21 protein-coding genes are annotated in these 23,933 nt (G+C 58.0%); 7 read left to right on the top strand and 14 right to left on the bottom strand.

Going from position 1 to position 23,933, the window contains the following annotated elements:
* Positions 1 to 342: 342 nt before the first annotated feature.
* Complete coding sequence (locus ACQR3R_RS01290; RefSeq protein WP_428270089.1) at positions 343 to 576, top strand: hypothetical protein; 234 nt, start codon at positions 343 to 345, stop codon at positions 574 to 576.
* A gap of 28 nt (positions 577 to 604) precedes the next feature.
* Here the strand turns inward: ACQR3R_RS01290 and ACQR3R_RS01285 are convergent, their stop codons facing one another.
* The 3 genes from ACQR3R_RS01285 to ACQR3R_RS01275 all read right to left on the bottom strand — a co-directional run bounded on the left by ACQR3R_RS01285 (position 605) and on the right by ACQR3R_RS01275 (position 2,610).
* The gene (locus tag ACQR3R_RS01285) at positions 605 to 1,402 is read right to left on the bottom strand and encodes an acyl-CoA thioesterase domain-containing protein (protein WP_428270088.1); all 798 of its coding nucleotides are present in this window, start codon (positions 1,400 to 1,402) and stop codon (positions 605 to 607) included.
* A gap of 117 nt (positions 1,403 to 1,519) precedes the next feature.
* Positions 1,520 to 2,287 (bottom strand): CHAD domain-containing protein, encoded by a 768-nt coding sequence (locus ACQR3R_RS01280; RefSeq protein ID WP_428270087.1) that lies wholly within the window; start codon positions 2,285 to 2,287, stop codon positions 1,520 to 1,522.
* 44 nt (positions 2,288 to 2,331) lie between these two features.
* Positions 2,332 to 2,610: a hypothetical protein gene (locus ACQR3R_RS01275; protein ID WP_157711547.1), complete on the bottom strand. Its 279-nt coding sequence runs from the start codon at positions 2,608 to 2,610 to the stop codon at positions 2,332 to 2,334.
* Between the two features lie 221 nt (positions 2,611 to 2,831).
* Between ACQR3R_RS01275 and ACQR3R_RS01270 the strand changes: the two genes are divergently transcribed.
* Positions 2,832 to 3,869, top strand: coding sequence for a patatin-like phospholipase family protein (locus ACQR3R_RS01270; RefSeq protein WP_428270086.1), 1,038 nt, complete (start codon positions 2,832 to 2,834; stop codon positions 3,867 to 3,869).
* A 350-nt stretch (positions 3,870 to 4,219) separates the two neighbouring features.
* On the opposite strand, the gene ACQR3R_RS01265 is transcribed toward ACQR3R_RS01270, so the two are convergent.
* The 6 genes from ACQR3R_RS01265 to kdpF all read right to left on the bottom strand — a co-directional run bounded on the left by ACQR3R_RS01265 (position 4,220) and on the right by kdpF (position 12,774).
* On the bottom strand, positions 4,220 to 4,936 hold the full coding sequence (locus tag ACQR3R_RS01265) for a response regulator (RefSeq protein ID WP_428270085.1): 717 nt from the start codon (positions 4,934 to 4,936) through the stop codon (positions 4,220 to 4,222).
* A gap of 31 nt (positions 4,937 to 4,967) precedes the next feature.
* Entirely contained in the window at positions 4,968 to 7,619 is a 2,652-nt protein-coding gene (locus ACQR3R_RS01260; RefSeq protein ID WP_428270084.1) for an ATP-binding protein, read from the bottom strand.
* A gap of 329 nt (positions 7,620 to 7,948) precedes the next feature.
* Positions 7,949 to 8,494 (bottom strand): potassium-transporting ATPase subunit KdpC, encoded by a 546-nt coding sequence (gene kdpC, locus ACQR3R_RS01255; RefSeq protein WP_428270083.1) that lies wholly within the window; start codon positions 8,492 to 8,494, stop codon positions 7,949 to 7,951.
* Between the two features lie 419 nt (positions 8,495 to 8,913).
* Entirely contained in the window at positions 8,914 to 10,965 is a 2,052-nt protein-coding gene (gene kdpB / locus ACQR3R_RS01250) for a potassium-transporting ATPase subunit KdpB (protein WP_428272586.1), read from the bottom strand.
* Positions 10,966 to 10,981: 16 nt separating this feature from the next.
* Complete coding sequence (gene kdpA, locus ACQR3R_RS01245; protein ID WP_428270082.1) at positions 10,982 to 12,676, bottom strand: potassium-transporting ATPase subunit KdpA; 1,695 nt, start codon at positions 12,674 to 12,676, stop codon at positions 10,982 to 10,984.
* An 8-nt stretch (positions 12,677 to 12,684) separates the two neighbouring features.
* The gene (kdpF, locus tag ACQR3R_RS01240) at positions 12,685 to 12,774 is read right to left on the bottom strand and encodes a K(+)-transporting ATPase subunit F (protein WP_007899818.1); all 90 of its coding nucleotides are present in this window, start codon (positions 12,772 to 12,774) and stop codon (positions 12,685 to 12,687) included.
* A gap of 471 nt (positions 12,775 to 13,245) precedes the next feature.
* On the opposite strand from kdpF, the gene eat reads away from it, so the two are divergent.
* The gene (gene eat / locus ACQR3R_RS01235) at positions 13,246 to 14,610 is read left to right on the top strand and encodes an ethanolamine permease (protein ID WP_428270081.1); all 1,365 of its coding nucleotides are present in this window, start codon (positions 13,246 to 13,248) and stop codon (positions 14,608 to 14,610) included.
* A 126-nt stretch (positions 14,611 to 14,736) separates the two neighbouring features.
* On the top strand, positions 14,737 to 14,904 hold the full coding sequence (locus ACQR3R_RS01230) for a DUF2897 family protein (RefSeq protein ID WP_123406749.1): 168 nt from the start codon (positions 14,737 to 14,739) through the stop codon (positions 14,902 to 14,904).
* Positions 14,905 to 15,329: 425 nt separating this feature from the next.
* Here ACQR3R_RS01230 and ACQR3R_RS01225 read toward each other — a convergent pair whose 3' ends face one another.
* Complete coding sequence (locus ACQR3R_RS01225; RefSeq protein ID WP_428270080.1) at positions 15,330 to 16,181, bottom strand: DUF1989 domain-containing protein; 852 nt, start codon at positions 16,179 to 16,181, stop codon at positions 15,330 to 15,332.
* 166 nt (positions 16,182 to 16,347) lie between these two features.
* Here ACQR3R_RS01225 and ACQR3R_RS01220 point away from each other — a divergent pair, with 166 nt between their 5' ends.
* Entirely contained in the window at positions 16,348 to 16,905 is a 558-nt protein-coding gene (locus ACQR3R_RS01220) for a TetR family transcriptional regulator (protein WP_428270079.1), read from the top strand.
* On the opposite strand, the gene fabF is transcribed toward ACQR3R_RS01220, so the two are convergent.
* From fabF to ACQR3R_RS01200, 4 genes are all read right to left on the bottom strand, one after another.
* The gene (fabF, locus tag ACQR3R_RS01215; RefSeq protein WP_428270078.1) at positions 16,902 to 18,176 is read right to left on the bottom strand and encodes a beta-ketoacyl-ACP synthase II; all 1,275 of its coding nucleotides are present in this window, start codon (positions 18,174 to 18,176) and stop codon (positions 16,902 to 16,904) included. The genes ACQR3R_RS01220 and fabF overlap by 4 nt on opposite strands.
* A gap of 32 nt (positions 18,177 to 18,208) precedes the next feature.
* Positions 18,209 to 19,003: an SDR family NAD(P)-dependent oxidoreductase gene (locus ACQR3R_RS01210; protein ID WP_428270077.1), complete on the bottom strand. Its 795-nt coding sequence runs from the start codon at positions 19,001 to 19,003 to the stop codon at positions 18,209 to 18,211.
* Positions 19,004 to 19,209: 206 nt separating this feature from the next.
* Complete coding sequence (locus tag ACQR3R_RS01205) at positions 19,210 to 19,545, bottom strand: helix-hairpin-helix domain-containing protein (protein WP_428270076.1); 336 nt, start codon at positions 19,543 to 19,545, stop codon at positions 19,210 to 19,212.
* 112 nt (positions 19,546 to 19,657) lie between these two features.
* Complete coding sequence (locus ACQR3R_RS01200) at positions 19,658 to 21,592, bottom strand: polysaccharide biosynthesis protein (RefSeq protein WP_428270075.1); 1,935 nt, start codon at positions 21,590 to 21,592, stop codon at positions 19,658 to 19,660.
* Between the two features lie 441 nt (positions 21,593 to 22,033).
* Here ACQR3R_RS01200 and ACQR3R_RS01195 point away from each other — a divergent pair, with 441 nt between their 5' ends.
* Complete coding sequence (locus ACQR3R_RS01195; protein WP_428270074.1) at positions 22,034 to 23,014, top strand: glycosyltransferase; 981 nt, start codon at positions 22,034 to 22,036, stop codon at positions 23,012 to 23,014.
* 488 nt (positions 23,015 to 23,502) lie between these two features.
* A complete protein-coding gene (locus tag ACQR3R_RS01190; RefSeq protein ID WP_428270073.1) occupies positions 23,503 to 23,928 on the top strand; it encodes a hypothetical protein in 426 nt (141 codons plus the stop codon).
* Positions 23,929 to 23,933: the final 5 nt, after the last annotated feature.

Raw genomic sequence — 23,933 nt, 5'->3', positions numbered from 1 at the left:
TGGATTTGTGTGGTTCCCAGGCCAGATCCCACCTTGGATTTGTGTGGTTCCCAGGCCAGATCCCACCTTGGATTTGTGTGGTTCCCAGGCCAGATCCCACCTTGGATTTGTGTGGTTCCCAGGCCAGATCCCACCTTGGATTTGTGTGGTTCCCAGGCCAGATCCCAGCTTGGATTTGCGTGGTTCCAGTGTGGGAGCTGGCCTGCCGGCGATAGGGCTAAACCACGTGACATAATTCATGCACAAAACGCTATCACGCCCATAGCCAACCACGATTCGCCGCCGTCAATGACCGCGCCTATTCTTCAATCATGTGTTCAACACGGATCGAGGAGTTCCAACATGGGCAAACGTCATCCACACCTTCCTGCTTGGCAATGGCGCACCGCGCCACATAACGACCAGCACAGCGCTCATATCGCGCTGCAATTGATCGCGGTGCCGCTGTTTATCGTGGCGTTTTTGTTGATTGTTTCCGGGGTGTTCAGCCTGAGCTTCGCCAGCGTAGCGATCGGCATTGTCGGCGTTTTCGCAGCCCTCGGTTTACAGCGTCGGGGCCACAGCATGGAGGCGTGACAGACGTCACGCCTTCATTTGAAACGGATCAGGCGAAAATGGTGACCGTCTGCCGGCTCATGGCGATCAAGCGACCGTCCGCGCTCCACAGCTTCGCCGCAGCATGGCCATAGCCATCTGCGGCGTGCTCGATTTCCACCAGGTATTTGCACCAGTCCAGCGTATCAAGCGCCAGCAACGGTTGAACGAATTCGATGGTCCAGGTCAGCGTGCTGCCCATCGCCGGTTTTTTCAGGTGCGGCAACAAGGCCGGCGGCCAGGCGTCGACCAACGCAAGAATATGCGCCTCGCTGAGCGCTTCCTGTTTTACATCTCCGCGCAAACGTACCCAGCCGCCCATATCGCGTGATGTGTTGCCGGTAAAAGGCAGCCCGCCCACACTCCAGCGCATCGCCAAATGGCGCATGAACTCCGGTGTGAGGCCTTTGATATAAGGCAGTTCCTGACATTCGTCCCAGTGTTTCATCTCGGGAGCCGCCAACGCTGGCACCGCCACTTCGGACGGTCGCGAGGCGCCGAAGCTGCCCTGAATCAGTGTCACCACTTGCCCCTTCTGCATCGCCCGGCCCAGCACCTGGCTGACGGCTTTGCCTTCACGCAACACATCCACTTCAAAACTGACTGGCACATCGGGTTCGACCGGGCCGACAAATGTGATCGCCAATGAACGCACTGGACGATCAGCCGGAACTTGGGCGCGCATGGCTTCGTATTGCAACGCCGCCACCAGGCCGCCGAAACTGGCCCGCCCCTGCGCCCATTCGGCCGGGATAGACAGCTCCAGCGGCTGGCTACGGACAGCGTCGAGCAAATCGGAAAAGCGCATGAAAACCTCAGAGCATGAGAAAGGATGCTGGGATATTAACCAGCCAGCGAGGTCTGCACAGCACCTATTCCGGCCAAAAGTACTGACAAATAAGCCCAGGGCCGTGCGCTGCTGGCTTCAGGATTTGAAGCAGGCAGCGTCGAGTTTGTCGAGGACGCGGTCGGCGCGGGTTTCGGCTTTGGCCATGGTGGTCTTCCAGACGGCAACACAAGGCAGCAAATCTGCTTCGTGTTCGGCCCGTGTCAGCCACTGCCAGCAATCGTGCCAGTCACCGAGCGCGGCTTGCGCCGACTTCAAACAAGGCAGCGCCGCCTCAGGCAAACGGTCGAGTTCGGGGTAGGCCTCGATGCCATAGCGCACGCGTTTGATTAGCAGGCGCAGCAAATGGCGGTCATGGGCGGGATCGTGCAGGGTGTGTTTGAGCTTTTTCCACTGTTTGGCCAGGCGTTTTTCAATGCGCTTACGCAAGCCCACAAGCAAACCCTGACGCTGTGCGGCGCGCAAAAAACGCGGAAACGCGTCGAGTACCAACAGCAATTGCGCCAGCTCTGCGCTTGCCGCTACGGCCGGATAGGCTTTGTCCATCTGCGCCATGCGCAATCGTGCCGCTTCTGGTTGATCATGCTGCAGCAAGTACGCCGCCAACACTTCACGATCACGCAACGGGGTGGTCAGTTGGCCCACGCCGGACGCCACCGCTTCCAGTTGCTCAACCCCGGGCAAACCGCGCAATGGCCGCAACAGGCTGCGCAAACGGCGAACCGTGGTGCGTAAATCGTGCAGTGCTTCAGGGTCTGTCCGCGCCACCAGGCGTGCCTGGCACGCCAGCAAGCGGACTTCAAGGCTCAAGACATGAGCGACTAACCGGTCAACCAGCGCAGACATCGCTTGCTCCCTCAATCGAATTTCTCGGTTGCGTTACTGATGCTTCAACGGCCGGCGCGAGATTCACGAATATAAAAACGCGCCTTTTCAGCTTTGCTGGTGCAGCCTTCATACGCTTCGAATTGCTGCTGGGTTTTGGCGCCGGTCAGCAGCGACAACGCTTTGGAGTAACTGACGGTGCCGGCGAAACCTTCGGCCTTGGCCAAATCCAGTTCATGCCAGGCCGCATCGATCTGGCTACCGCAGCTATCGCGATAAGCGGTTTTACCGGCGCAACCGGCAAGTGCCAGTGCAATCAAAGGCACGCATATCCAGGCTTTCATCAAAAACACCTCAAGGTAGGTAAACAGTCGTGCAGGTAAGACGTTACCAGGCGTGAAAAGTGCCTTGGCCCGCCATTGAAACTATAGCGCCCGGCAGAATATTCATCTGCCGCCATCGAGTGTCGAAAAAACGACGCTTGCGCCGTGTCGAGCCACGTTAACGATTGAAGCACGCCCCTGGAAAGGTGCATTGTTGAAACCTTGTCAGATGAGGGCCATTCATGAAAAAGCGCGTCGCACTGGTGCTGGGCTCAGGTGGAGCCCGGGGCTATGCCCATATCGGTGTCATTGAAGAGATTGAACGGCGGGGTTACGACATCGCGTGTATCGCCGGATGTTCAATGGGCGCGGTGGTTGGCGGGATCTACGCGGCCGGCAAACTCAAGGATTATCGCGACTGGATCGAAAGCCTGGACTACCTCGATGTGTTGCGTCTGGTGGACGTCAGTTTCCGTCTGGGGGCGATTCGCGGGGAGAAAGTGTTCGGACAAATCCGCAAAATCGTGGGCGAGATCAATATCGAGGATCTGCGCATTCCCTATACGGCCGTGGCTACCGACCTGACGAACCAGCAAGAAATATGGTTTCAGGAGGGGTGTTTGCACCAGGCAATGCGTGCATCGGCGGCGATCCCCAGTTTGTTCACACCCGTTATGCAAGGCAATCGCATGCTGGTCGACGGCGGTTTGTTGAACCCGCTGCCCATCGTGCCGGTGGTGTCGAGCCATTGCGATTTGATCATTGCGGTCAACCTCAACTCCACCAACCAGCGGCACTATCAATTACCGGTGATCCAGCGTCCGGCTGCGTTCAAAACCCGCTTCGATCACTTGATCACTTCCCTCGGTTCGCACCTGCCGTTCCGACGCAAGCAGGCAGAACAATTGTTGGTGCTGGAACAGGAAGCGCTGAAGGCCGAAGCGGCAGACATCAACCCGTGGCTAGCCTCCGCCGAACCCGAAGCGCAGCAACCGGCCGCTGCACCCGAGGCTGCGGGGGCGCCGAAATCCGCCACCGGCTCGTTCATCATCGACAACGTGGGACCTGCGTCACTGCTGGATTTGATCAACCAGAGTTTCGAAGTGATGCAGACGTCGCTGGCGCAGTACAAAATCGCCGGTTACCCACCCGACATTCTGATCAACGTGCCGAAGCGCGTGTGCCGGTTTTTCGAATTTTACAAAGCACCGGAGCTGATCGCGCTGGGGCGCGAGATTGCCAGCGATACGCTGGATCGGTATGAGAATGATCAGTTGTAATCTGGACGATTTTTAGGGGAAGCGAGGGCCCCTTCGCGAGCAAGCCCGCTCCCCCCCGGTAATGCTGTTCACTTAAGCGATACCTATACTTTTGTGGCGAGGGGATTCATCCCCGTTCGGCTGCGCAGCAGTCGTAAAACCAGCACACGCTGTGTACCTGCTACACCTCGGTTGCAGCTTTTGGGGCTTCTGCGCAGCCCAACGGGGATGAATCCCCTCACCACAGAATTCTGCTTGTCTGAAGATCATCTAAACGAACAGCATTAGCGCCTACAGGGGATTTGTGAACGGCGCAAATTTCCTGTGGGAGCGGGCTTGCTCGCGAACGGGTCCGACCAGTCTCCATACACCTAGAGACTGCCCTCGCTCAATAACCGATACCCAACCCCCGCTTCGGTGACGATAAACCGTGGCTGGGTGGGATCATCCGCCAGTTTCTGGCGCAGATGCCCCACCACGATGCGCAGGTAATGGCTGTCTTCGGTGTGGGTCGGGCCCCAGATATCCTTGAGCAATTGCTGTTGAGTGATGACCCGGCCCGGATGCCGCGCCAATTGCGCCAACACGGCGTATTCCTTGCGGGTCAACGCCACCTCACTGCCATCGAGCAATACGCGACGGTACGCCAGGTCGACGGTCAGCGGACCGAAGGTCAGCGCAGCCTGCTGCGCCTCACCCGCCGGCGCCTGGCGTAACAACGCCCGAACCCGCGCCAGGAACTCCTGAATCCCGAACGGCTTGGTCACGTAGTCGTTGGCACCACCGTCCAGTGCTTCAACTTTCTGCCCTTCGCTGGCGCGTACCGACAGCACCAGCACCGGCACCGTCGACCATTCGCGAAACTCGCGCAGCACTTGCTGGCCGTCCATGTCCGGCAACCCGAGGTCGAGCACCAGCAGGTCCGGTTTATTCAGTGCGGCCTGCGCCAGACCTTCGGTGCCGGTGCCAGCCTCCAGCACCTTGTAGCCTTGGGAGACGAGACTGATGCGTAGGAACTTGCGAATTTGCGGCTCGTCGTCGATGACCAAAATGGTCGTGGTCTGGCTCATGATTTCTGATCGCAGCATGGGGATGTCCAAAGGGTATCAGGCTTCACTTTCAGCTTTCGACTTCAATGTCTGGCTGATCCTGTAAAGGCAAGTGCAACGTGATGCAGGTACCGCGTCCTTCAATGCCGTCGGCGACGCTGATTCGCCCGCCATGCGCGCCCACCATGCCCTGACAAATCGCCAGCCCCAACCCCGTGCCCTGCCCGCCGCGATCGCCGCGCGCGGCGGTGTAGAACATGTCGAAGATCTTCGCGCGGTCCTCCTCCGGGATGCCCGGCCCTTCATCGCTCACCGAAAAAAACAGTTCGTTGTCATCGGCGCCCGCGCGCAACTGCAAGCGACCGTTTGCGGGCGAAAAACGGGCGGCGTTTTCCAAGACGTTGACCAGCGCTTGTTCGATCAACGCGGCGTGGACAAACAGCAGCGGCAATTCGGCCGGGACTTCGGTGCTGACCTGCAACGGTGACAACACCGCACGCAGCCGATTGAGCGCACTGCCAACGATGTCTGCCGGCGACACCCAATCGCGCGCCAGCTTCAACGCACCGTGGCCGAGGCGGGTCATGTCCAGCAGATTCTGGATGTAACGATCAAGACGCTCGGCTTCATCGCGTGTGCCTTCGAGCAACTCGCGACGATCCTCCAGCGGAATGGCTTCGCCCAGCGCTAACAGACTGTCGATGCTGCCGCGCATCGAGGTCAGCGGCGTGCGCAAATCGTGCGAGACCGAGGCCAGCAAGGCGCTGCGCAACTGCTCGGTTTCGCCGTGCAGTCGGGCGGCCTCCAGGTCTTCGGCCAGTTGCGCACGGGCCAACGCTTGCGCCAGCGGCTGGCTTAACGCGGTCAACAAACGCCGACGCTGACCGCTCAGGGTCTGGCCTTCTTTGGCCCACACACCGAGCAACGCCAACGGCCCGTCCTCGACCGACAGCGGCCACCACCACCAACGACCCAATGGCAGCGTACCGGTGCCCGCGCCTGCCGGCTGATCGTGCTGCCAGGCCCAATCGGCGGCGGCGCGTTCGGCCTCGGTCAATTCTAGCGGACCACCGGTCTCGACTTTCCAGCCACTCGGCCCGTCACGATTGAGCAGGCACAGCTGCAAATCACTCCAGCCATTGAGGTGCTGCGCCGCGGCGCTGACCACAGCCTGGCGGTCGGTGGCGGCGGTGAGTTTGCGCGACAGGTCGAGCAGTTCGCTGGTCTCTTCCTGCGTGTCGCGCAGCGCTTGCAGTTGCCGCCGTTGCCGCGCGGCAAGGTTACCGGTGAGCGCTGCCATCAACAGGAAGAACAGCAAGGTCAGCACGTCTTCTTCACGCTGGATGGCGAACGAAAAATTCGGCGGAATGAACAGAAAGTCGTAGGTCAGAAACGACAGCGCCGCACACGCCAGCGCCGGCCCGAGACTGCTGCGCACCGCCACCAGCAACACCGCGGCAAGGAACACCAGCGAGATGTTTGGCAACGGCAGCACACTCGCCACCGCCCAAGCCAGCGCACTGGCGGAAATAGTCGCGACCAGCGCCAGCACGTAATCGAACCATACCAGCGTCTGCGTCGATCGCTGGCGCGGCTGATACTGTTGATGGTCACTGTCAAGGACGTTGATTTCCAGCCCGCGAGCATCACGCAACAAGCGTGACGCCAGACCGCCGCCGAACATGCGCCGACGCAAACGCTGCCGCGATTGACCGACCAGCACCAGGCTGGCGCGACGTTCAGCAGCGTGCTGAATCAACGTCTTCGCCACCTCGCCAGCCCGCAGCAACACCACCTCGCCGCCCAGGCGCTCAGCGAGTTGCTGGGCACTTTGCAGGCGCAGGCGTGACTGCTCATCGCGCACGCTGCCGTTGTCCACGTGCACCAAGCTCCACGGCAAATGCCGGCGCTGAGCCACGCGGCTGGCGTGACGTACCAGGCGCTCGGCCTGAGCATCGCCATCCACGCCAACCAGCAATCGGCCACGCACGGCGGGCGCTGCCTGGCCGAGTTGGCGATAGCCTTGGGCCAAATCATTGTCGACCTGCGCGGCGGCGGTTTGCATGGCCATTTCGCGCAGGGCCGTGAGGTTGGTCTGGGTAAAAAAGGCATCGATGGCCGCCCTCGCCTGCTCGGGCACATACACCTTGCCGTCGCGCAAACGCTCAAGCAATTCACGTGGTGGCAGGTCGATCAGCAGCAGTTCATAGGCTTCCTGCAAGACCCAGTCGGGCAGCGTTTCACGAACCTGCACGCCGGTGATGCCGCGCACCTGATCATTCAGACTTTCCAGGTGCTGGACGTTGACCGTGGTGAACACGTCGATACCCGCCGCCAGCAGTTCCTGAATGTCTTGCCAGCGTTTGGTGTGACGGCTGCCGGGCGCATTGCTGTGGGCCAGTTCATCTACCAGCACCAGTTTCGGCTTGGCGGCGAGCAGGCCATCGAGGTCCATTTCTTCGAGCATCACGCCACGGTATTCCGAGCGCACCAACGGCTGCTGCGGCAGACCGCCGAGCAGCGCTTCGGTTTCGGCGCGGCCATGGGTTTCGACAACGCCGGCGAGAACTTTCACTCCTTGGCGCAATTGGGTGTGCGCAGCCTGGAGCATGGCGTAAGTCTTGCCGACACCCGGCGCGGCGCCAAGGAAAACCTTGAGCCGGCCACGACCATCACGGGGCAGGTCTGCTAACAACGCATCGGCGCGGCCGGAATCACTCATGCTGTTGGATCTCTTTTTCAGGTGTTTTTAATGTCGTCAGTGGTGGCCTCATCGCGAGCAGGCTCGCTCCCACATTGGAATACAGTCTCCTGTGGGAGCAGGCTTGCTTCCACATTGGAATACCGTTTCCTGTGGGAGCAGACTTGCTCTCACATTGGAATACAGTTTCCTGTGGGAGCGGGCTTGCTTCCACATTGGAATACCGTTTCCTGTGGGAGCAGACTGCTCTCACATTGGAATACCGTCTCCTGTGGGAGCAGGCTTGCTTCCACATTGGAATACAGTCTCCTGTGGGAGCGGGCTTGCTCGCGAATGGCGGCACCACCGACTTACAGTTTTTCCAGCGCGATGTTGAGTGCCAACACATTTACCACCGGAGGACCCACCAGCGGCGATTCGATGTTCGCATTCATCAGTCGCTCAAGCGTAGACACTGGCACGTTACGCGCCGCCGCAACACGCGCCAGTTGATAGGCAATCGCTGCGGGTGGCAAGTGCGGATCGAGGCCGCTGCCAGAGGTGGTGAGCATGGCCAACGGCACCGGCCCTTGGCCCGGCACCAGCAGCTTGTTGGCGTCGTCGATCACCCGAGTGGCCAATGCCGGATTACTGGGTGAAAGGTTGCTGGCGCTACTCGACACGGTGGCAAAAGCGCCGGCCGAGGGGCGCGGATGGAACCAGGCGTCACCGACAAAATCCTGGGCGATCAGTGACGAGCCACGGACCTTGCCATCGGCATCGCGCACCAGGCTGCCATTGGCCTGCGCCGGAAACGCGACCTGGGCAACCCCCGTCACGACCAGTGGATAAGCGACGCCAGTGATCAGCGTCATCAAGACCAGCAGGCTCAAGGCCGGACGAATCAGGGTGGACATTTCAAAATCCTCGAATTCAGGTAACACAGGCACTAAACCTGTGGCTGGAAGGCTTGGTAAGAAAGCCTTTGTGGTGTACGGCTCTCTGTTACTGGAGCTCTGTGGTGCTGTAGCTTTTGTGGCAAGGAAATTTTTGTGATCACGGGATTTGGTGATGACGGGGTTTGTGGTGATGGATTTTTGTGGTGAGGGGAATTTGTGGTGAGGGGATTTATCCCCGTTGGGCTGCGCAGCAGCCCCAAAACCCCAACCTCATTTCTTCCAACACATCGCAAACATCGGGCAAGCGACCGCTTCGCGCTCGAACGGGGATAAATCCCCTCGCCACAAATTCACCTCGCCACAGACTCCACTCGCCACAAAATTCCTTCACCACAAAACTTCCTTCACCACGAAGGCCCGCACAACCCGATAGATCATCAAACCAGATGCAGCGCCGTCAGCAGCATGTCGATGGCCTTGATGCCCACGAACGGCACCAGCAGCCCGCCCAGGCCATAGATCAGCAGATTACGGCGCAGCAACGCGGCGGCACTCGCGGCTTGTACTCGCACACCGCGCAATGCCAACGGAATCAGCACCACGATGATCAAGGCGTTGAACACAATCGCCGACAGAATCGCGCTCTGCGGACTGGTCAGGTGCATGATGTTCAGCACGCCCAGTTGCGGGTAGATCGAGGCGAACAGCGCCGGCAGAATCGCGAAGTACTTGGCCACGTCGTTGGCGATGGAAAACGTCGTCAACGCACCGCGCGTCACCAGCAATTCCTTGCCGATTTGCACCACGTCCAACAGCTTGGTCGGGTCGCTGTCGAGGTCGACCATGTTCGCCGCCTCGCGAGCTGCTTGCGTGCCGTCGTTCATGGCCATGCCGACGTCTGCCTGGGCCAGCGCAGGCGCATCGTTGGCACCGTCGCCGCACATCGCTACCAAGCGGCCGTCATTCTGCTCGTGACGAATACGCGCCAGTTTCTTCTCCGGCGTGGCCTCGGCCAGCACATCATCCACGCCCGCTTCGGCCGCAATGGCGGCAGCGGTCAGCGGGTTGTCACCGGTGACCATCACCGTGCGAATCCCCAACTTGCGCAGCTCGGCGAACCGCTCGCGGATGCCAGGCTTGACCACGTCTTTGAGATGGATCGCACCCAGCAATTTGCCGTCGGCACACACCAGCAACGGTGTGCCGCCGCTCTGCGCAATCTTGTCGATTTCACGCGATAACGCAGGTGCCAGGTCCGCACGTTTGAGGCCGACGAAAGCGAGCAACGAATCCACCGCGCCTTTGCGAAACACGCGGCCCTGATAGTCGACACCCGACAGGCGAGTCTCGGCAGTGAACGGCACGGCGGTCAGCGCATCAGCCGATGGCTCCGTCTGCGAATGCAGGCCTCGCAGGTATTCGACGATGGACTTGCCTTCCGCTGTGTCGTCCGCCAACGAGGCGAACAGTGCACCTTCGGCCAGCTCCTTGGCGGTCACGCCGGGCGCCGCGTAAACAGCGGTGCAGCGACGGTTGCCGAAGGTGATGGTGCCGGTCTTGTCCAGCAGCAGCACATGCACGTCACCCGCCGCTTCCACGGCGCGACCGGATTTGGCGATCACGTTCAGGCGCACCAAGCGGTCCATCCCGGCGATACCAATCGCAGACAGCAAGCCGCCAATGGTGGTCGGAATAAGCGTGACCAATAACGCCACCAGGAACACCAGCGGCAAGCTGCCGTTGGCAAAGTGGGCGAACGGTTGCAGGGTCACCACCACCAGCAGGAAGATCAGCGTGAGGCCGATCAACAGGATGTCGAGCGCTACTTCGTTCGGGGTTTTCTGGCGTTTTGCGCCTTCGACCAACGCGATCATGCGGTCCAGTGTCGACTCGCCAGGGTTGACGGTAATCCGCACCAACAGCCAGTCGGACACCAGGCGAGTGTTGCCGGTGACGGCAGAACGGTCGCCACCGGATTCACGGATCACCGGCGCCGATTCACCGGTAATCGCCGCCTCGTTGACCGCCGCGATGCCTTCGATGACCTCGCCGTCACCGGGGATCATTTCCCCGGCCTCGACGCGTACCACATCGTCCTTGCGCAGGCTGGTCGCCGGCACTACTTGAAAGGTGCCGTTGGCGGTTTTGCGACGAGCACTCAAGCCCTCACTACCAGCCTTGAGGCTATCAGCGCGAGCCTTGCCGCGACCTTCGGCCAAGGCTTCGGCGAAGTTGGCGAAGAGCACGGTGAACCACAGCCACAACGCGATTTGCGCGGCGACATACGTCGGCACCGCCGCATCGGGAACGAAGCACAGCACGGTGGTCAGGATGGCGGTCAGTTCGACCACCAGCATCACCGGCGCACGCTGCAATTGCCGAGGGTCGAGCTTGACGAACGCTTGCACCAACGCCGGCCGCCAAAGGGCCGAGATCGCGGTTTTCGGTTGTTCCGGCGCCTTGACTACGGCGGTTTTACTGACAGGCATATTCATGATGGATTCCTTAGAAGCCCATGCTCAAGTGTTCGGCAATCGGACCCAGCGCCAGCGTCGGCAAGAAGGTCAGGCCACCCACCAGCAAAATGGTCACGGTCAGCAGGGTCACGAACAGCGGGCCGTGCGTCGGGAAGCTGTTCTGGCCGATGGGCGCGGTTTTCTTCATCGCCAGGCTGCCGGCCAACGCCAGTACCGGGAGGATGTAACCGAAGCGGCCGATCAACATGCCCAGGCCCAGCATCAGGTTGTGGAACGTGGTGTTGGCGCTCAAGCCACCAAATGCCGAGCCGTTGTTGGCGCTGGCGGAGGTGTAGGCGTACAGCAACTGGCTGAAGCCGTGCGGCCCCGGGTTGCTGATCGCTCCGGCCGGCCCGGGAAGGCTGGCGGCAATCGCGCCGAGCACCAACACGCCCACCGGCATGACCAGCAAGGTCACCACCAGCAACTGGACTTCCTTTGCCTGAAGTTTCTTGCCGAGGTATTCCGGTGTTCGACCGATCATCAGGCCGGCGAGGAACACGGCGATCAACACGTTCAACAACATGCCGTAGAGCCCGGCACCGACGCCGCCGAAGATCACTTCGCCGACCATCATGTTCACCAGCGCAACCATGCCGCTCAGCGGGTTAAGGCTGTCGTGCATGGCATTGACCGAACCGTTGGACGCCGCAGTGGTGGTCACCGACCACAGTACCGTGGCGGTGGTGCCGAACCGTGCTTCCTTGCCTTCCAGCGGCGCGGTCTGTTCGACGGCGGCGTTGTTCAAGGTGGGATTGGGTTGGTATTCAGCCCACATCGAGGTCGCACCGCCGATCAAAAACAACGTCAGCATGCAGGCGATGATCGCGCGGCTTTGACGCAGGTCTTTCACGTAGTGGCCGAAGGTGAACACCAGCGCGACCGGGATCAGGATGATCGAGCCCATCTCGAACAGGTTGCTCCACGCGGTCGGGTTCTCGAACGGATGCGCCGAGTTGACACCGAAGAAGCCACCACCGTTGGTGCCCAGTTGCTTGATCGCAATCTGACTGGCCGCCGGGCCCAGCGGGATCACTTGATCGACGCCCTGCAGGGTCACTGCATTCACGTATTGCGCGAAGGTTTGCGGCACGCCCTGCCACACTAGGTACAGCGCCAGCAGCAGGCACAGCGGCAGCAAGCCGTAGAGTGTGGCGCGGGTCATGTCGACCCAGAAGTTGCCGAGGGTTTTGGTCGACTTGCGACCGATGCCGCGACACAAGGCAACCAGCACGGCGAGGCCGGTGGCGGCGCTGACAAAGTTCTGCACGGTCAGGCCGACCATCTGGCTGAGGTAGCTCAGCGAGGCTTCACCGCTGTAGGCCTGCCAGTTGGTGTTGGTCATGAAACTGACGGCGGTGTTAAACGCCAGCGTCCACTCTTGCCCCGGCAAATGTTGCGGGTTGAGCGGCAGATAATCCTGGAACATCAGGATGGCGAACAACAGCAAGAAGCCCGCAAGGTTGAAGGCGAGCAAGGCCAAGGTGTATTTCTGCCAGCTCTGTTCAGCCTGTGGATCGACGCCGGCCACTTTGTAACACCCGCGCTCGACCGGCCCGAGGATCGGCGTCAGCCAGGTGCGCTGACCTTCCATCACCTTGTAGTAGAACCGCCCCAGGAACGGTGCCGGAATCAGCACCACAGCGAAGAAGGCGATGATCAGCAAATAGTCATAACTGTGCATAGCCGCTCCTAGTTCCGGTCCGCGCGCAACAGCGCAACCAACAGATAAATGAACAGCCCCACTGCCAGTAGCAGTGACACTCCGTCCAGAACGCTCATGGAAGTTCTCCGTGTTACGGCGTATTGCCGCGTGTGGAGCCATTGTCGTGACAGAGGCTGTAAAGGAACGAGATCGAGGGGGTTGGATGGGCATAAAGAAAGCGTAAAGAGTGGGTTTATGGCGGCGTTACGCCCAGGTTTTGTGCCGTGAGGGCGGGCCTCTTCGCGAGCAGGCTCGCTCCCACAGGGATTGGCGTTGCCCGGGCAATGCATTCCAAGGTAAGAGCAAGCCTGTTCCAACAAGAGAGTCGCGTTGTCCGAGCAAACCCATTCCAAATGTGGGAGCGAGCCTGCTCGCGATGGCGGCATAACTGACACCACTGCCCCCAACTGGCGCACAAAACGCCGACATTCAGCGCCGAACATCCCCGATACGACGCGTTTTTACGCTTTACGACCGCCCGCCCAACACTGGCACGCCCACTGCACACGCCCTCCCCGAGCTGTTTAAACCGTTGAGGGAGCAAACGCATGAACACACAACTCAAGCCCACGCTCGGCACGTTGCACCTGTGGGGCATCGCCGTGGGGCTGGTGATTTCCGGTGAATATTTCGGCTGGAGTTACGGCTGGGGTGTCGCCGGTACGCTCGGCTTTCTGGTCACGTCCTTTATGGTCGCCACCATGTACACCTGCTTCATCTTCAGTTTCACCGAACTGACCACCGCCATTCCGCATGCCGGCGGGCCCTTTGCCTACAGCCGTCGTGCCTTTGGCGAGAAAGGTGGATTGATCGCCGGACTGGCCACGCTGATCGAATTCGTCTTCGCCCCGCCCGCAATTGCCCTGGCCATCGGCGCGTACCTGAATGTGCAATTCCCGGCGCTTGACCCGAAACACGCGGCGGTCGGCGCCTACATTGTGTTCATGGGCCTGAACATCCTCGGGGTAAAACTCGCCGCCACCTTCGAACTGATCGTCTGCGTGCTGGCCGTGGCCGAACTACTGGTGTTCATGGGCGTGGTTGCTCCGGCCTTCAGTTTCAGCAACTTCGCGCTCAATGGCTGGGCCGGTTCCGATGTGTTCGGGGCGCCAGCGATTGCGGGGATGTTCGCTGCAATCCCGTTTGCCATCTGGTTTTTCCTCGCCATCGAAGGCGCGGCCATGGCTGCCGAAGAAGCCAAAGACCCAAAACGCACGATTCCCAAGGCCTACATCAGCGGCATCCTGACGTTGGTGTTACTGGCGATGGGCGTGATGTTTTTTGCCGGCGGCGTCGGCGACTGGCGCACGCTGTCGAACATCAACGACCCGTTACCGCAAGCGATGAAAACCGTGGTCGGCGAAAGCTCTGGCTGGCTGCACATGCTGGTGTGGATCGGTCTGTTCGGCCTGGTTGCCAGTTTCCACGGAATCATCCTCGGCTACTCGCGCCAGTTCTTCGCCCTAGCCCGCGCCGGTTACCTGCCCAAATCACTGGCCAAGCTGTCGCGTTTCCAGACGCCACACCGCGCAATCATCGCCGGTGGCCTGATCGGCATCGCGGCCATCTACAGTGACGGCTTGATCAATCTGGGCGGCATGACACTCACCGCTGCGATGATCACCATGGCCGTATTCGGCGCCATCGTGATGTACATCATGAGCATGCTCAGCCTATTCAAACTGCGCAAAACCGAACCCAACCTGGAACGCACCTTCCGCGCGCCCTGCTATCCGCTCGTACCGATGATCGCCCTGGTATTGGCGGTGGTGTGCCTGATCGCGATGGCGTGGTTCAACGCCTTGATCGGGTTGATCTTCCTCGGTTTCATGGCGGTAGGGTTTGTGTACTTCATGCTCACCGCTCAACTGCGCGCGGATGCACCAGCGGATGCGATGTTGACCGGGCGTTGATACGGCACAGGTGAACCGGACATAAGAGGCATAGAATGGAACCACTGCGAGTTGTTATCGCTCATAAGTGGTATGCACGTTCGGCTGGCGAAATCCGTCAGTCGACCTGTCCTCAAGGAGAGCCTTATGCCCTGGTATGCCTGGTTGATTCTGGTTGTTGCAATCGGCTCGATCGTTGGTGGTTTGATGATGCTGCGAGACACCGCCACCAAGGTCGACATGACCGAAGAACAACGTAAACGCGTCGCTGAACGCAATGCGGAAATGGATGCCAAGGAAGCTCAGGACCGCTAAGCCCAAAAACCCACCCAACGGTGTAATGCTGTTCACTGAGATGATCTGTAGACAAGCAGAACTCTGTGGTGAGGGTATTCATCCCCGTTCAAGCAGAACCCTGTGGTGAGGGGATTCATCCCCGTTGGGCTGCGCAGCAGCACCAAAAGCTGCAGCTGAGGTGTAGCAGGTACACCGCGTGTGCTGGTTTTACAACTGCTGCGCAGTCGAACGGGGATGAATCACCTCGCCACAAAATTTACGGGTACCGCTTAAGTGAACAGCATTCACCCAACGGTGGGGTTTTTAACGGACACCCCCATCCCTGTGGCGAGCGAGCTTGCTCGCGTTGAGTCGCGCAGCGGCTCTAAAATAATTGCCATGCATGGGTTAGGCGACTGCTGCGCAGCCGAGCGGGAGCGAGCTCCCTCGCCACAATCGCGCACTTACTTTTCCCAATCGGGCTTGGCGATGTGCAGGCCATGCAAACCTTTGTAGGCCGCGCGCTCCGGCTGGCTCCAACCTTCCAGCAACGACTCCTCCAACTGGTAAATCTCAACCCCGAGCGGTCGACACACGCTTAAAGGATCCTGCGCATCCGGCCCCCACATCGCCAGCGACAGATCGCCACCCGGGCAGGTCGAGAGCGCACACAGCAGATCAATCTCGGCAAAAAACTCCAGGTAATCGCCCTTCTGCGCCGGACAGGCTTTCATGAAGTACATGTCGTCGTGATTCAGGCCCGTGCACTGGAAAATATTCAGCACGTCGTGCACATCAAACTCGGTCAGCCCATGCGGCAGCACCGCGCGCGTCAGGTTTGAATGGCAGTGATGATGGAAGTCCTCGCCGGTGAGCATTTTGTTGACGTAGGGATCGCAGCGAGTGCCGAGCAAATCGTGCAGGCGGCCACCATGCTCATCGATGCCATAAGCGGCCAGGCTGTCATCAGTGATGGTCACCAACGGGCGCAAAAAAGGCAGGTTCGACCACAGCCGATCATGGGTGCTGACATGAGCGCCCTGTAACTGCCGGGTACGCGAGGCCCACAAACGCTCTCGCGGATCGTGGGCATTCCACACATTAAAATCCCCGACCTGTGGCCCGACCGGTGTGGTCACCCGAAACACATGCCCCGCCGGCACATGCCAGGCACGGCCCGTACGAATCGGCACCTCGAACTGCTCGATCAGCGTGCGCGCGTCCCGGGCGTCGCGAATTCGCTCATAAAAAGCAGTGTCGACCTGCAACGCCGAGCCTTTGCTGACTTGATAGGCCGCCGGATAATCTTTGAACATGGCACGACTCCTCGATCAATGATTGAACGGAGTAATCACTATTCGTGCCATCTGATGCAGGACGTTGACGCGAGTTCAAAGCAGGCGTCTGACTTGCTGGAAGTGAAAGTACAGTCACCATTTAAATTTCCGTGGTTAATATGGTGAATTGTCGCGGAGATTACACATGCGTTATTCACAGGATCACAAAGCTCACACCCATAAACGCATCATCAAGGAAGCCTCCGTACGTTTTCGCCGCGACGGCATTGGCGCCACCGGTCTGCAACCGTTGATGAAAGCACTGGGTTTAACTCACGGCGGCTTTTATTCACACTTTTCGTCGAAGGACGAACTGGTGGAAAAAGCCTTGCAGGAAGCGAAGGAAGAACTGGACGCGCTCTGCGCCTTGTTGTTTGCGGGTGAGCGTCCGCTGGAAACATTCATCGACAGTTACCTGTCCGAGTGGCATCAAACGTCGCCGCATGAAGGCTGCCCGCTGCCGACCATGTCTTCGGAGCTTGGCTTGCGCGGTCAACCGAGCCCGACCACTGACAAGGTTCTGAATGCGAGGCTGGAGCAAGTCCGCAGCACCCTCGACGGTGAGGACGCTACCGACCGCAGCATCGTGATCATGTCTGCATTGGTCGGTGCGTTGCTGCTTTCACGCAGTGTCGAAAACCCGGAGCTGGCGCAACGGATTCTCGACGTGAACCGCGAATTTCTCAAACAACCCCGACCTTAGCCCTGCCAGCGTTTGAACAGTACACTCGCATTCACCCCACCAAACCCGAAGCCGTTGGACAGTGCGTACTCGATCGCCATCGGCCGCGCGTGACCGTGAACAATGTCCACGCCTTCGGCTGCCGGGTCAGGATTGTCGAAGTTGAGCGTGGCGGGCACCACCTGGTCGCGAATCGCCAGCAAGGTGAAGATCGCCTCGATCCCGCCGGCCGCACCCAGCAAATGCCCGGTCGCCGACTTGGTGGACGTCACCGCAATCTTGTTGTCAGCCCCAAACAATGACTTGATCGCCGCCAATTCCCCCAGATCGCCAACCGGCGTCGAGGTCGCATGTGCGTTCAAATGCTGCACTTGCCCCGGAGTGATTCCGGCCTGAGCCAACGCCAGTGACATCGCCCGGCGCGCCCCGCTGCCATCTTCAGGGCCAGCGGTCAGGTGATAAGCATCGGCGCTGGTGCCGTAACCCATCAACTCCGCCAGCGGCTGCGCACCACGAGCCAAGGCATGCTCCAACGATTCGATCACCAAAAGGCCCGAGCCTTCGCCCATGACAAAACCATCGCGATCACGATCAAACGGCCGCGACGCGCGCTCAGGTGTTTCATTGAAACCACTCGACAAGGCCCGAGCAGCCGCAAACCCGGCAAGGCTGACGCGATCAATCGACGCTTCCGCACCGCCACACACGGCGATGTCCGCTTCGCCGCAACGAATCAGCCGCGCCGCATCGCCAATGGCCTGAACGCCCGCAGCGCAGGCAGTCACCGGAGCACCCAAAGGGCCTTTGAAACCGTGCTGAATCGACACATGCCCTGCGGCCAGGTTGACCAGAAACGAGGGAATGGTGAACGGCGACAAACGCCGAGGACCGCGAGTGTCCGTGGTGCGCACCGCATCGGCAATCGCACCGAAACCACCCACACCCGAACCGATAATGGTGGCCGTGCGCTCCTGAGCGTTCGCATCCGTCGCCTGCCAACCGGCCTGCTCCAGCGCCTGACGTGCCGCTTCCATGGCGAACATGATGAAACGGTCCATCTTCTTCTGCTCTTTGGGCGGCGTCGCCCGGTCCGGATCAAAACCGGCCTCGGCATCATCCGCCAATGACAACACCGCACCGCCGACCTTGGCCGGCAGGTCGGCAACCACTTCGTCCGGCAAATTGCGCAAACCGGACTTGCCGGCCAGCAAACGCGCCCACACCGCCTCGACGCCACTACCCAGCGGCGACACCAGGCCCATACCCGTTACAACTATTCGACGATCACTCATTCCGCAAATACCTCAAGCCGATTCATTGCGCCTCACTTATAGCGCGAGGCGGCTGTGCTTTTGGACAAATTGGGCGCCATCACATGCCGAGCCGCCACAAAGGCGTGCCACTCGCCAGCATCCGGCAACGAAGGAATGGTCACCAATTCCCCCTGATCGAGGCCCGACAACGCCGCATCAACCATCTCTCCCGCGTCCATCACCATTTCTGCGGGAATACGCGAAGCGTCTATCCCGGAGCGTTCCCAGATTTCGGTGCGCGTTACGCCTGGCAAAACGGCCTGCACATTGACCCCTGTACCCTCCAATTCAGCGTTTAACGACTGGCTCAGACTTAACACATAAGCCTTGCTCGCGCTGTAAGTAGCGTTGAAACGCTCGGGAAACAAAGCCACCACCGAGGCGATATTAATAATCGTCCCGCGACCGGCCTTGGCAAAACCGGCTGCCGCCGCCGATGCCAACCGCGTCACCGTGGTGATGTTCAACTGAATCAAACGCTCCAGCAGATCGAGGTCCGAATTGGCCAGCAAACCATCGGCTGCAACCCCAGCGTTATTCAGCAACAAGCTGATACTCGAATCACTGCGCAGACGCTGCTCGAGCTTCAATACATCATCCTTCTGCGTCAGGTCAGCCTTCAGCACTTCCACCTGAACGCCATACTCGGCGCGCAACTTGCTCGCCGCCGCCTCCAAGCGTTCTTGATCACGGGCCACCAGCAACAAATCAAAACCCCGCGCCGCCAAGCGCTGCGCGTAAATCGCACCGATGCCGGAAGAAGCACCTGTAACGAGGGCCGTACCTTGAGTTTGAACAGAATTCATAACAGTGCTCCTGGGCAATAACTGTGGAAGGCAAACGCCTGGAAATCAGGACGCCTCGACAGAACAGGAATGAATTATAGGCATAATCTAAACTGAATATGATAGCTGTAATTTTTTATGCGCCGACGAAAGGTGCACACTCATTTACCTTGCGGCATAACGGAAAAAGGCCGGTCAATGACCGGCCTTATGTGCTGACTTACAGCTTAGTTCACCTCGAGCTTTTCACGGTTCTTATCCAGAATCGCCTTGCCAATCCCCTTCACTTCCAGCAACTCATCTACGGACGAGAACGAGCCATTACTCTCACGATAAGCAATAATCGCCTGAGACTTGGCCTCGCCTACCCCCAGCAACTCACGCTGCAAGGTCGGCGCATCCGCGCTGTTCAGATTGACCTTGGCGGATTGCGCATTGGCCGAGACTTGCACCACCACAGGTGCCTTGCCGGTGCCGGTTTTAACTTCCGGCGCAGCAAATGCGCCAAATGAGAGGCTGGTCAGCAAAGCAAAAACCAGAGAGTAGACATAGCCAGTACGCATAAATGAAGCTCCATGACATCGATTGGGAAAGCAGCTTTTCCGAAGCTGCCTCCCAAAAGTAGGCCATGTCTGGAGCCTGTCAAAAATGTGTCAGTTACAGGATGTGAAACAATCAGGGTTCGAGGCGACGTTGCTGGTAGATCCAGTCAACAATATCGCCGTCAGGGGTGTAACCGCTCACCGTTTCGCGCAGAAGTTGGCGCACACGCGAATAGTCATCCTCATCGACGGCTATCAGCAGCTCGGCCAATCGCCCCTTGAGCACGTCCCAGGACAAATGATCCTCTTTAGCGCTCATGATCATCGGATGCTGCGTGGCCGAAACGTTGTCGCCAATCAGCAACTCCTCGTAAAGCTTCTCGCCAGGACGCAAACCGGTAAACGCAATGGAAATGTCGCCCTGCGGATTCTTGTCCGAGCGCACACTTAAACCGGACAGATGAATCATCTTCTCGGCCAGCTCAACGATCTTCACCGGCTCGCCCATATCGAGCACGAACACATCACCGCCCTGCCCCATGGAACCGGCCTGAATCACCAGTTGCGCCGCTTCCGGGATGGTCATGAAATAACGAGTAATTTTCGGGTGAGTCACCGTCAACGGCCCGCCCGACTTGATCTGGCTATGAAACAGCGGAATCACCGAACCGGAAGACCCCAGCACATTGCCAAAACGGACCATGGTGAACCGGGTCTTGTTAACCCGCGACACGTTAGCCTTGTCGCCGAACAACACTGGCGCAATCTCACGGCTCAGCGCCTGCAACGTCAATTCAGCAAGACGCTTGGTGCTGCCCATCACATTCGTCGGACGAACAGCCTTATCGGTCGAGATCAGTACAAAGTTAGAAACGCCCGACTGCAACGCTGCCTGAGCCGTATTCAGCGTACCGATCACATTGTTCAGCACACCTTCCGCAATATTGTGCTCAACCATCGGCACATGCTTATACGCCGCCGCGTGGTAAACCGTGTCCACCTTCCAGGTTTTCATCACATCCAGCAGCTTGTCCTGGTGCCGTATCGAACCCAGAATCGGCAACAAGCGCACAGGACGCGATTCCCGGCAGCCACGCTGCTCCAGCTCCGACAAAATGCTGTAAAGGTTGAACTCACTGTGCTCGAACAGGATAAGCGTGGTCGGCCCCAACGCAAAAATCTGCCGGCACAACTCCCCACCAATCGAACCACCAGCGCCGGTCACCATCACCGTCTTGCCCTTGATGCAGCGCTCCAGCAAATCCGGCTGCGCCGGCACCGAATCACGGCCCAGCAAATCCGCGATGTCCACTTCCTGAATGTCTTCGACCTTCACCCGGCCGCTGGCCAGGTCGGTGAAGTTAGGCACACTGCGGATGTGCAACGGGTAACTTTCCAGAAGCGTAAGAATTTCCCGACGCCGCGCACGCGTCGACGACGGCAGCGCCAGGAGAATTTCCTGCGCCCCGGTTTCGTCGATCATTTGCTGGATATGCTTGGGCTTGTACACCTGAAGGCCCGCGATAGAACGGTCAGCAATGCTGGTATCGTCATCAAGAAACGCCACCGGACGCATCACCCGCCCCATGCGCAGTGCCGCGACGAGCTGATTGCCCGCAACGCCGGCACCGTAGATCGCGACCTTGGTGAGACCATCGTCACGGTTGGTGAATGGCGCATGCTGCGAGCCCGCGAACCAGTCGCCCATGAAATACTGGCGCATGCAGAGGCGTAGGCCACCGATGATCACCAGGCTGAGCCACCAGTAGTTGAAGACGATAGAACGCGGCACCACGGCTTCGTGGTTGCTGTACCAGTAGACGACGAGTGCCAAGATCAGGGATGACAGGCTGACGGCTTTGATGATCGCGACGAGCGCATCGTTGCCGAAATAGCGCATGACCGCACGGTACATGCCGAAGCGGATGAAGAGTGGGATGGCAATGACCGGGGCGCTGATGAAAAGCCACAAATGCACCCGGAACGGGTTGTACATGTCATCGATGCCGAGACGCACCATGAAGGCAAGCCACAGGGCGAGCCAAACCAGCGCAATGTCCGTTCCCACCTGAAGAAGTCGCTTCTTTCGGCGAGGGAGCGCTAGCAAAGAAGACCTAATTTTATCCATAACACCCTCTACCACTGGATTTTTGCTCCCTCACCTGAATGCATTCGCTTGCATTTCTGCTCAGACATTGTACGCAAGTGAAAAAATAGGGGCTATAGAGATGTCGTACACAACGAAATATGTAGCAATGGCGTTACGTACGATCGCCTGACTCTCCCCCCCAGCGCCGTGCATACGATAAAATGGGGTTGCCGGAAAGCGAATGCGCCGCGTTAGAGAAGAAGCGAAATCACCCCTTCAGCTTCGAGACGATACTTAGCTGCGAACAATGCCCACAGGGCCTTAAACAGTTTATGATATTTTTTTTCTTGGCGTATACAACTCAACCATCTGATCTATATTGAGATCAATTCGCTAATTTACAAAATGGAAGTCACAGGATTGTATAACGATAAAAATTTTAAACAAGGGAGTAAGGGCGATCCAATTCCCGATCAAACTCTGCCACTGGTAAGCATACTTATGTGTACTTTTAACGGCGAGCGATTTCTTAGACAACAACTAGATTCGATTTGCGAACAGACACATGAAAATTGGAATATCTTAGTGTCAGATGACGGTTCGATGGATGGCACTTTAGAAATACTATCTGAATACTCAGAAAGGCTAGGTTCACAGCGACTCCGAGTGATTGAGGGCCCCAAACAAGGATACGTTGAAAATTTTCTTCATATAACTCGTTCTGTCAATTTCGACGCGCAATATTATGCATGGGCTGACCAAGATGACATTTGGACTATTGACAAAATTGAAGTAGCATTGACAATTTTAAAAGAAAAATGCAGTAGTATTCCTTCCCTTTACTGCAGTCGAACGCAATTGATCGATGAGTCAGGCGTTTCTATAGGCTATTCAAAAAACTATAGACGACGCCCACAATTCCTCAACGCATTGGTACAAAGCATAAGCGGTGGGAACACCATGGTATTCAATCAGAAATCTCTAGACTTGCTGAAGCAAACGAATAAGAACGTAGGTGTTGTATCGCACGACTGGTGGGCCTATCAACTGATATCTGGTGCTGGGGGGAGCGTTCACTACGATAGCGTACCGAGAGTACTATATCGTCAACACACAAATAATATTATTGGAAACAAAAAAAAATGGCGAAAAAAATTACACCACTTATGGATGGTAACTCAAGGCCTTCACTCTGAATGGAATAGCAAAAACGTTCTCGCTCTAGGTCACATGCGTGACTATTTGAGTGAAGAAAACAGGGCAATTCTGGACACGTTCAGAACCGCTAGAAATGAAGGACTTAGGAAAAGGGTATTCCTTATATTAAGACTTGGTATTCACAGACAAACGCTTCTTGGGAATGCTGCTCTCTGTTTGTCCGTAATTTTCAAGAGAATTTGAACAAATCGACGCGCTCAGCGAGTTAGTAGGAAAGAGGGCTCCTATATCGCCCCCCCTAGGCATACAGTAAACCTGTAGCCTGAAAAGGAAAGGAATACAGAGCTGTCCAGCCGCTAATCAGATGAAATTCGGAAAAATCAGTTTCCGAAGTCAAAATTTGGAGCTATGTCGATGCCCGCGCTCACAGATTCCTACCATTTGCTTGTAAGCTAGCCCATTTAGCGACAAAATATCTGCCGCAAAAAAGCCTCGAAATGTCCGAAACGAAGGGTGACGAGCGTGCAGAGGGTTGAAGTCGCGAACTGGAAAGCGAAACAAATTTTTCTACACGCCAGCAACCAAAAATTGTTGGTAGAGATCGATGAGAAGCATCAAATTACGATGCTCTATGGGGTGCAGATGGACTGGCATTCTCCCCGCACCTAGCACCTAGCACCTAGCACCTAGCACCTAGCACCCAAACGAATGTAGACGGAGACTACCTATAAATGAAAACGGCACGTTCTGGGAACGCTGACCCTATTCCACTCGGGCCCGAACTGCTTGGCGCTGCCGAATGCTTCCTAAAAAAATATCCGACGTATGGATCCGTTACGAGATCTAAAAGCCGTGCCATTAAGCATTCAAGGAAAATGCAAGAGAACAATTCTCAATTAGATAAAATTGCAAAAAAACTGACTCTAGCAAAAAACGCGCTGCAGGCCCATGTAGGAATGAACTACGTCCCCAGATACATTTGCATTCCTTTCTTGGCGAAATCCTTTGCTGAGACTGTCGACCATCACATGTCGACTCATGAATGGACCAACATACGGAATGAAAGTGTCTTCGCGATTGAGTTACATGGCCTCAAACACCAGGCCACCAATCCGCTGACGCCCCTTACACCCAACGCGACACAAGTGCGGAACTGAATTAG

The organism is Gordonia sp. IEGM753, assembly GCF_050321825.1.
Classification (GTDB): domain Bacteria; phylum Pseudomonadota; class Gammaproteobacteria; order Pseudomonadales; family Pseudomonadaceae; genus Aquipseudomonas.
Note: the sequence above shows the minus strand (reverse complement) of the source record. Positions and strands in the feature narration are given on the sequence as shown.

Excerpts from the sequence above, each read along its gene's own strand:
- ACQR3R_RS01290 (WP_428270089.1), top strand. The coding sequence starts at position 343 with ATGGGCAAACGTCATCCACACCTTCCTGCTTGGCAATGGCGCACCGCG.
- ACQR3R_RS01285 (WP_428270088.1), bottom strand. The coding sequence starts at position 1,402 with ATGCGCTTTTCCGATTTGCTCGACGCTGTCCGTAGCCAGCCGCTGGAG.
- ACQR3R_RS01280 (WP_428270087.1), bottom strand. The coding sequence starts at position 2,287 with ATGTCTGCGCTGGTTGACCGGTTAGTCGCTCATGTCTTGAGCCTTGAA.
- ACQR3R_RS01275 (WP_157711547.1), bottom strand. The coding sequence starts at position 2,610 with ATGAAAGCCTGGATATGCGTGCCTTTGATTGCACTGGCACTTGCCGGT.
- ACQR3R_RS01270 (WP_428270086.1), top strand. The coding sequence starts at position 2,832 with ATGAAAAAGCGCGTCGCACTGGTGCTGGGCTCAGGTGGAGCCCGGGGC.
- ACQR3R_RS01265 (WP_428270085.1), bottom strand. The coding sequence starts at position 4,936 with ATGCTGCGATCAGAAATCATGAGCCAGACCACGACCATTTTGGTCATC.
- ACQR3R_RS01260 (WP_428270084.1), bottom strand. The coding sequence starts at position 7,619 with ATGAGTGATTCCGGCCGCGCCGATGCGTTGTTAGCAGACCTGCCCCGT.
- kdpC (WP_428270083.1), bottom strand. The coding sequence starts at position 8,494 with ATGTCCACCCTGATTCGTCCGGCCTTGAGCCTGCTGGTCTTGATGACG.
- kdpB (WP_428272586.1), bottom strand. The coding sequence starts at position 10,965 with ATGCCTGTCAGTAAAACCGCCGTAGTCAAGGCGCCGGAACAACCGAAA.
- kdpA (WP_428270082.1), bottom strand. The coding sequence starts at position 12,676 with ATGCACAGTTATGACTATTTGCTGATCATCGCCTTCTTCGCTGTGGTG.
- kdpF (WP_007899818.1), bottom strand. The coding sequence starts at position 12,774 with ATGAGCGTTCTGGACGGAGTGTCACTGCTACTGGCAGTGGGGCTGTTC.
- eat (WP_428270081.1), top strand. The coding sequence starts at position 13,246 with ATGAACACACAACTCAAGCCCACGCTCGGCACGTTGCACCTGTGGGGC.
- ACQR3R_RS01230 (WP_123406749.1), top strand. The coding sequence starts at position 14,737 with ATGCCCTGGTATGCCTGGTTGATTCTGGTTGTTGCAATCGGCTCGATC.
- ACQR3R_RS01225 (WP_428270080.1), bottom strand. The coding sequence starts at position 16,181 with ATGTTCAAAGATTATCCGGCGGCCTATCAAGTCAGCAAAGGCTCGGCG.
- ACQR3R_RS01220 (WP_428270079.1), top strand. The coding sequence starts at position 16,348 with ATGCGTTATTCACAGGATCACAAAGCTCACACCCATAAACGCATCATC.
- fabF (WP_428270078.1), bottom strand. The coding sequence starts at position 18,176 with ATGAGTGATCGTCGAATAGTTGTAACGGGTATGGGCCTGGTGTCGCCG.
- ACQR3R_RS01210 (WP_428270077.1), bottom strand. The coding sequence starts at position 19,003 with ATGAATTCTGTTCAAACTCAAGGTACGGCCCTCGTTACAGGTGCTTCT.
- ACQR3R_RS01205 (WP_428270076.1), bottom strand. The coding sequence starts at position 19,545 with ATGCGTACTGGCTATGTCTACTCTCTGGTTTTTGCTTTGCTGACCAGC.
- ACQR3R_RS01190 (WP_428270073.1), top strand. The coding sequence starts at position 23,503 with ATGAAAACGGCACGTTCTGGGAACGCTGACCCTATTCCACTCGGGCCC.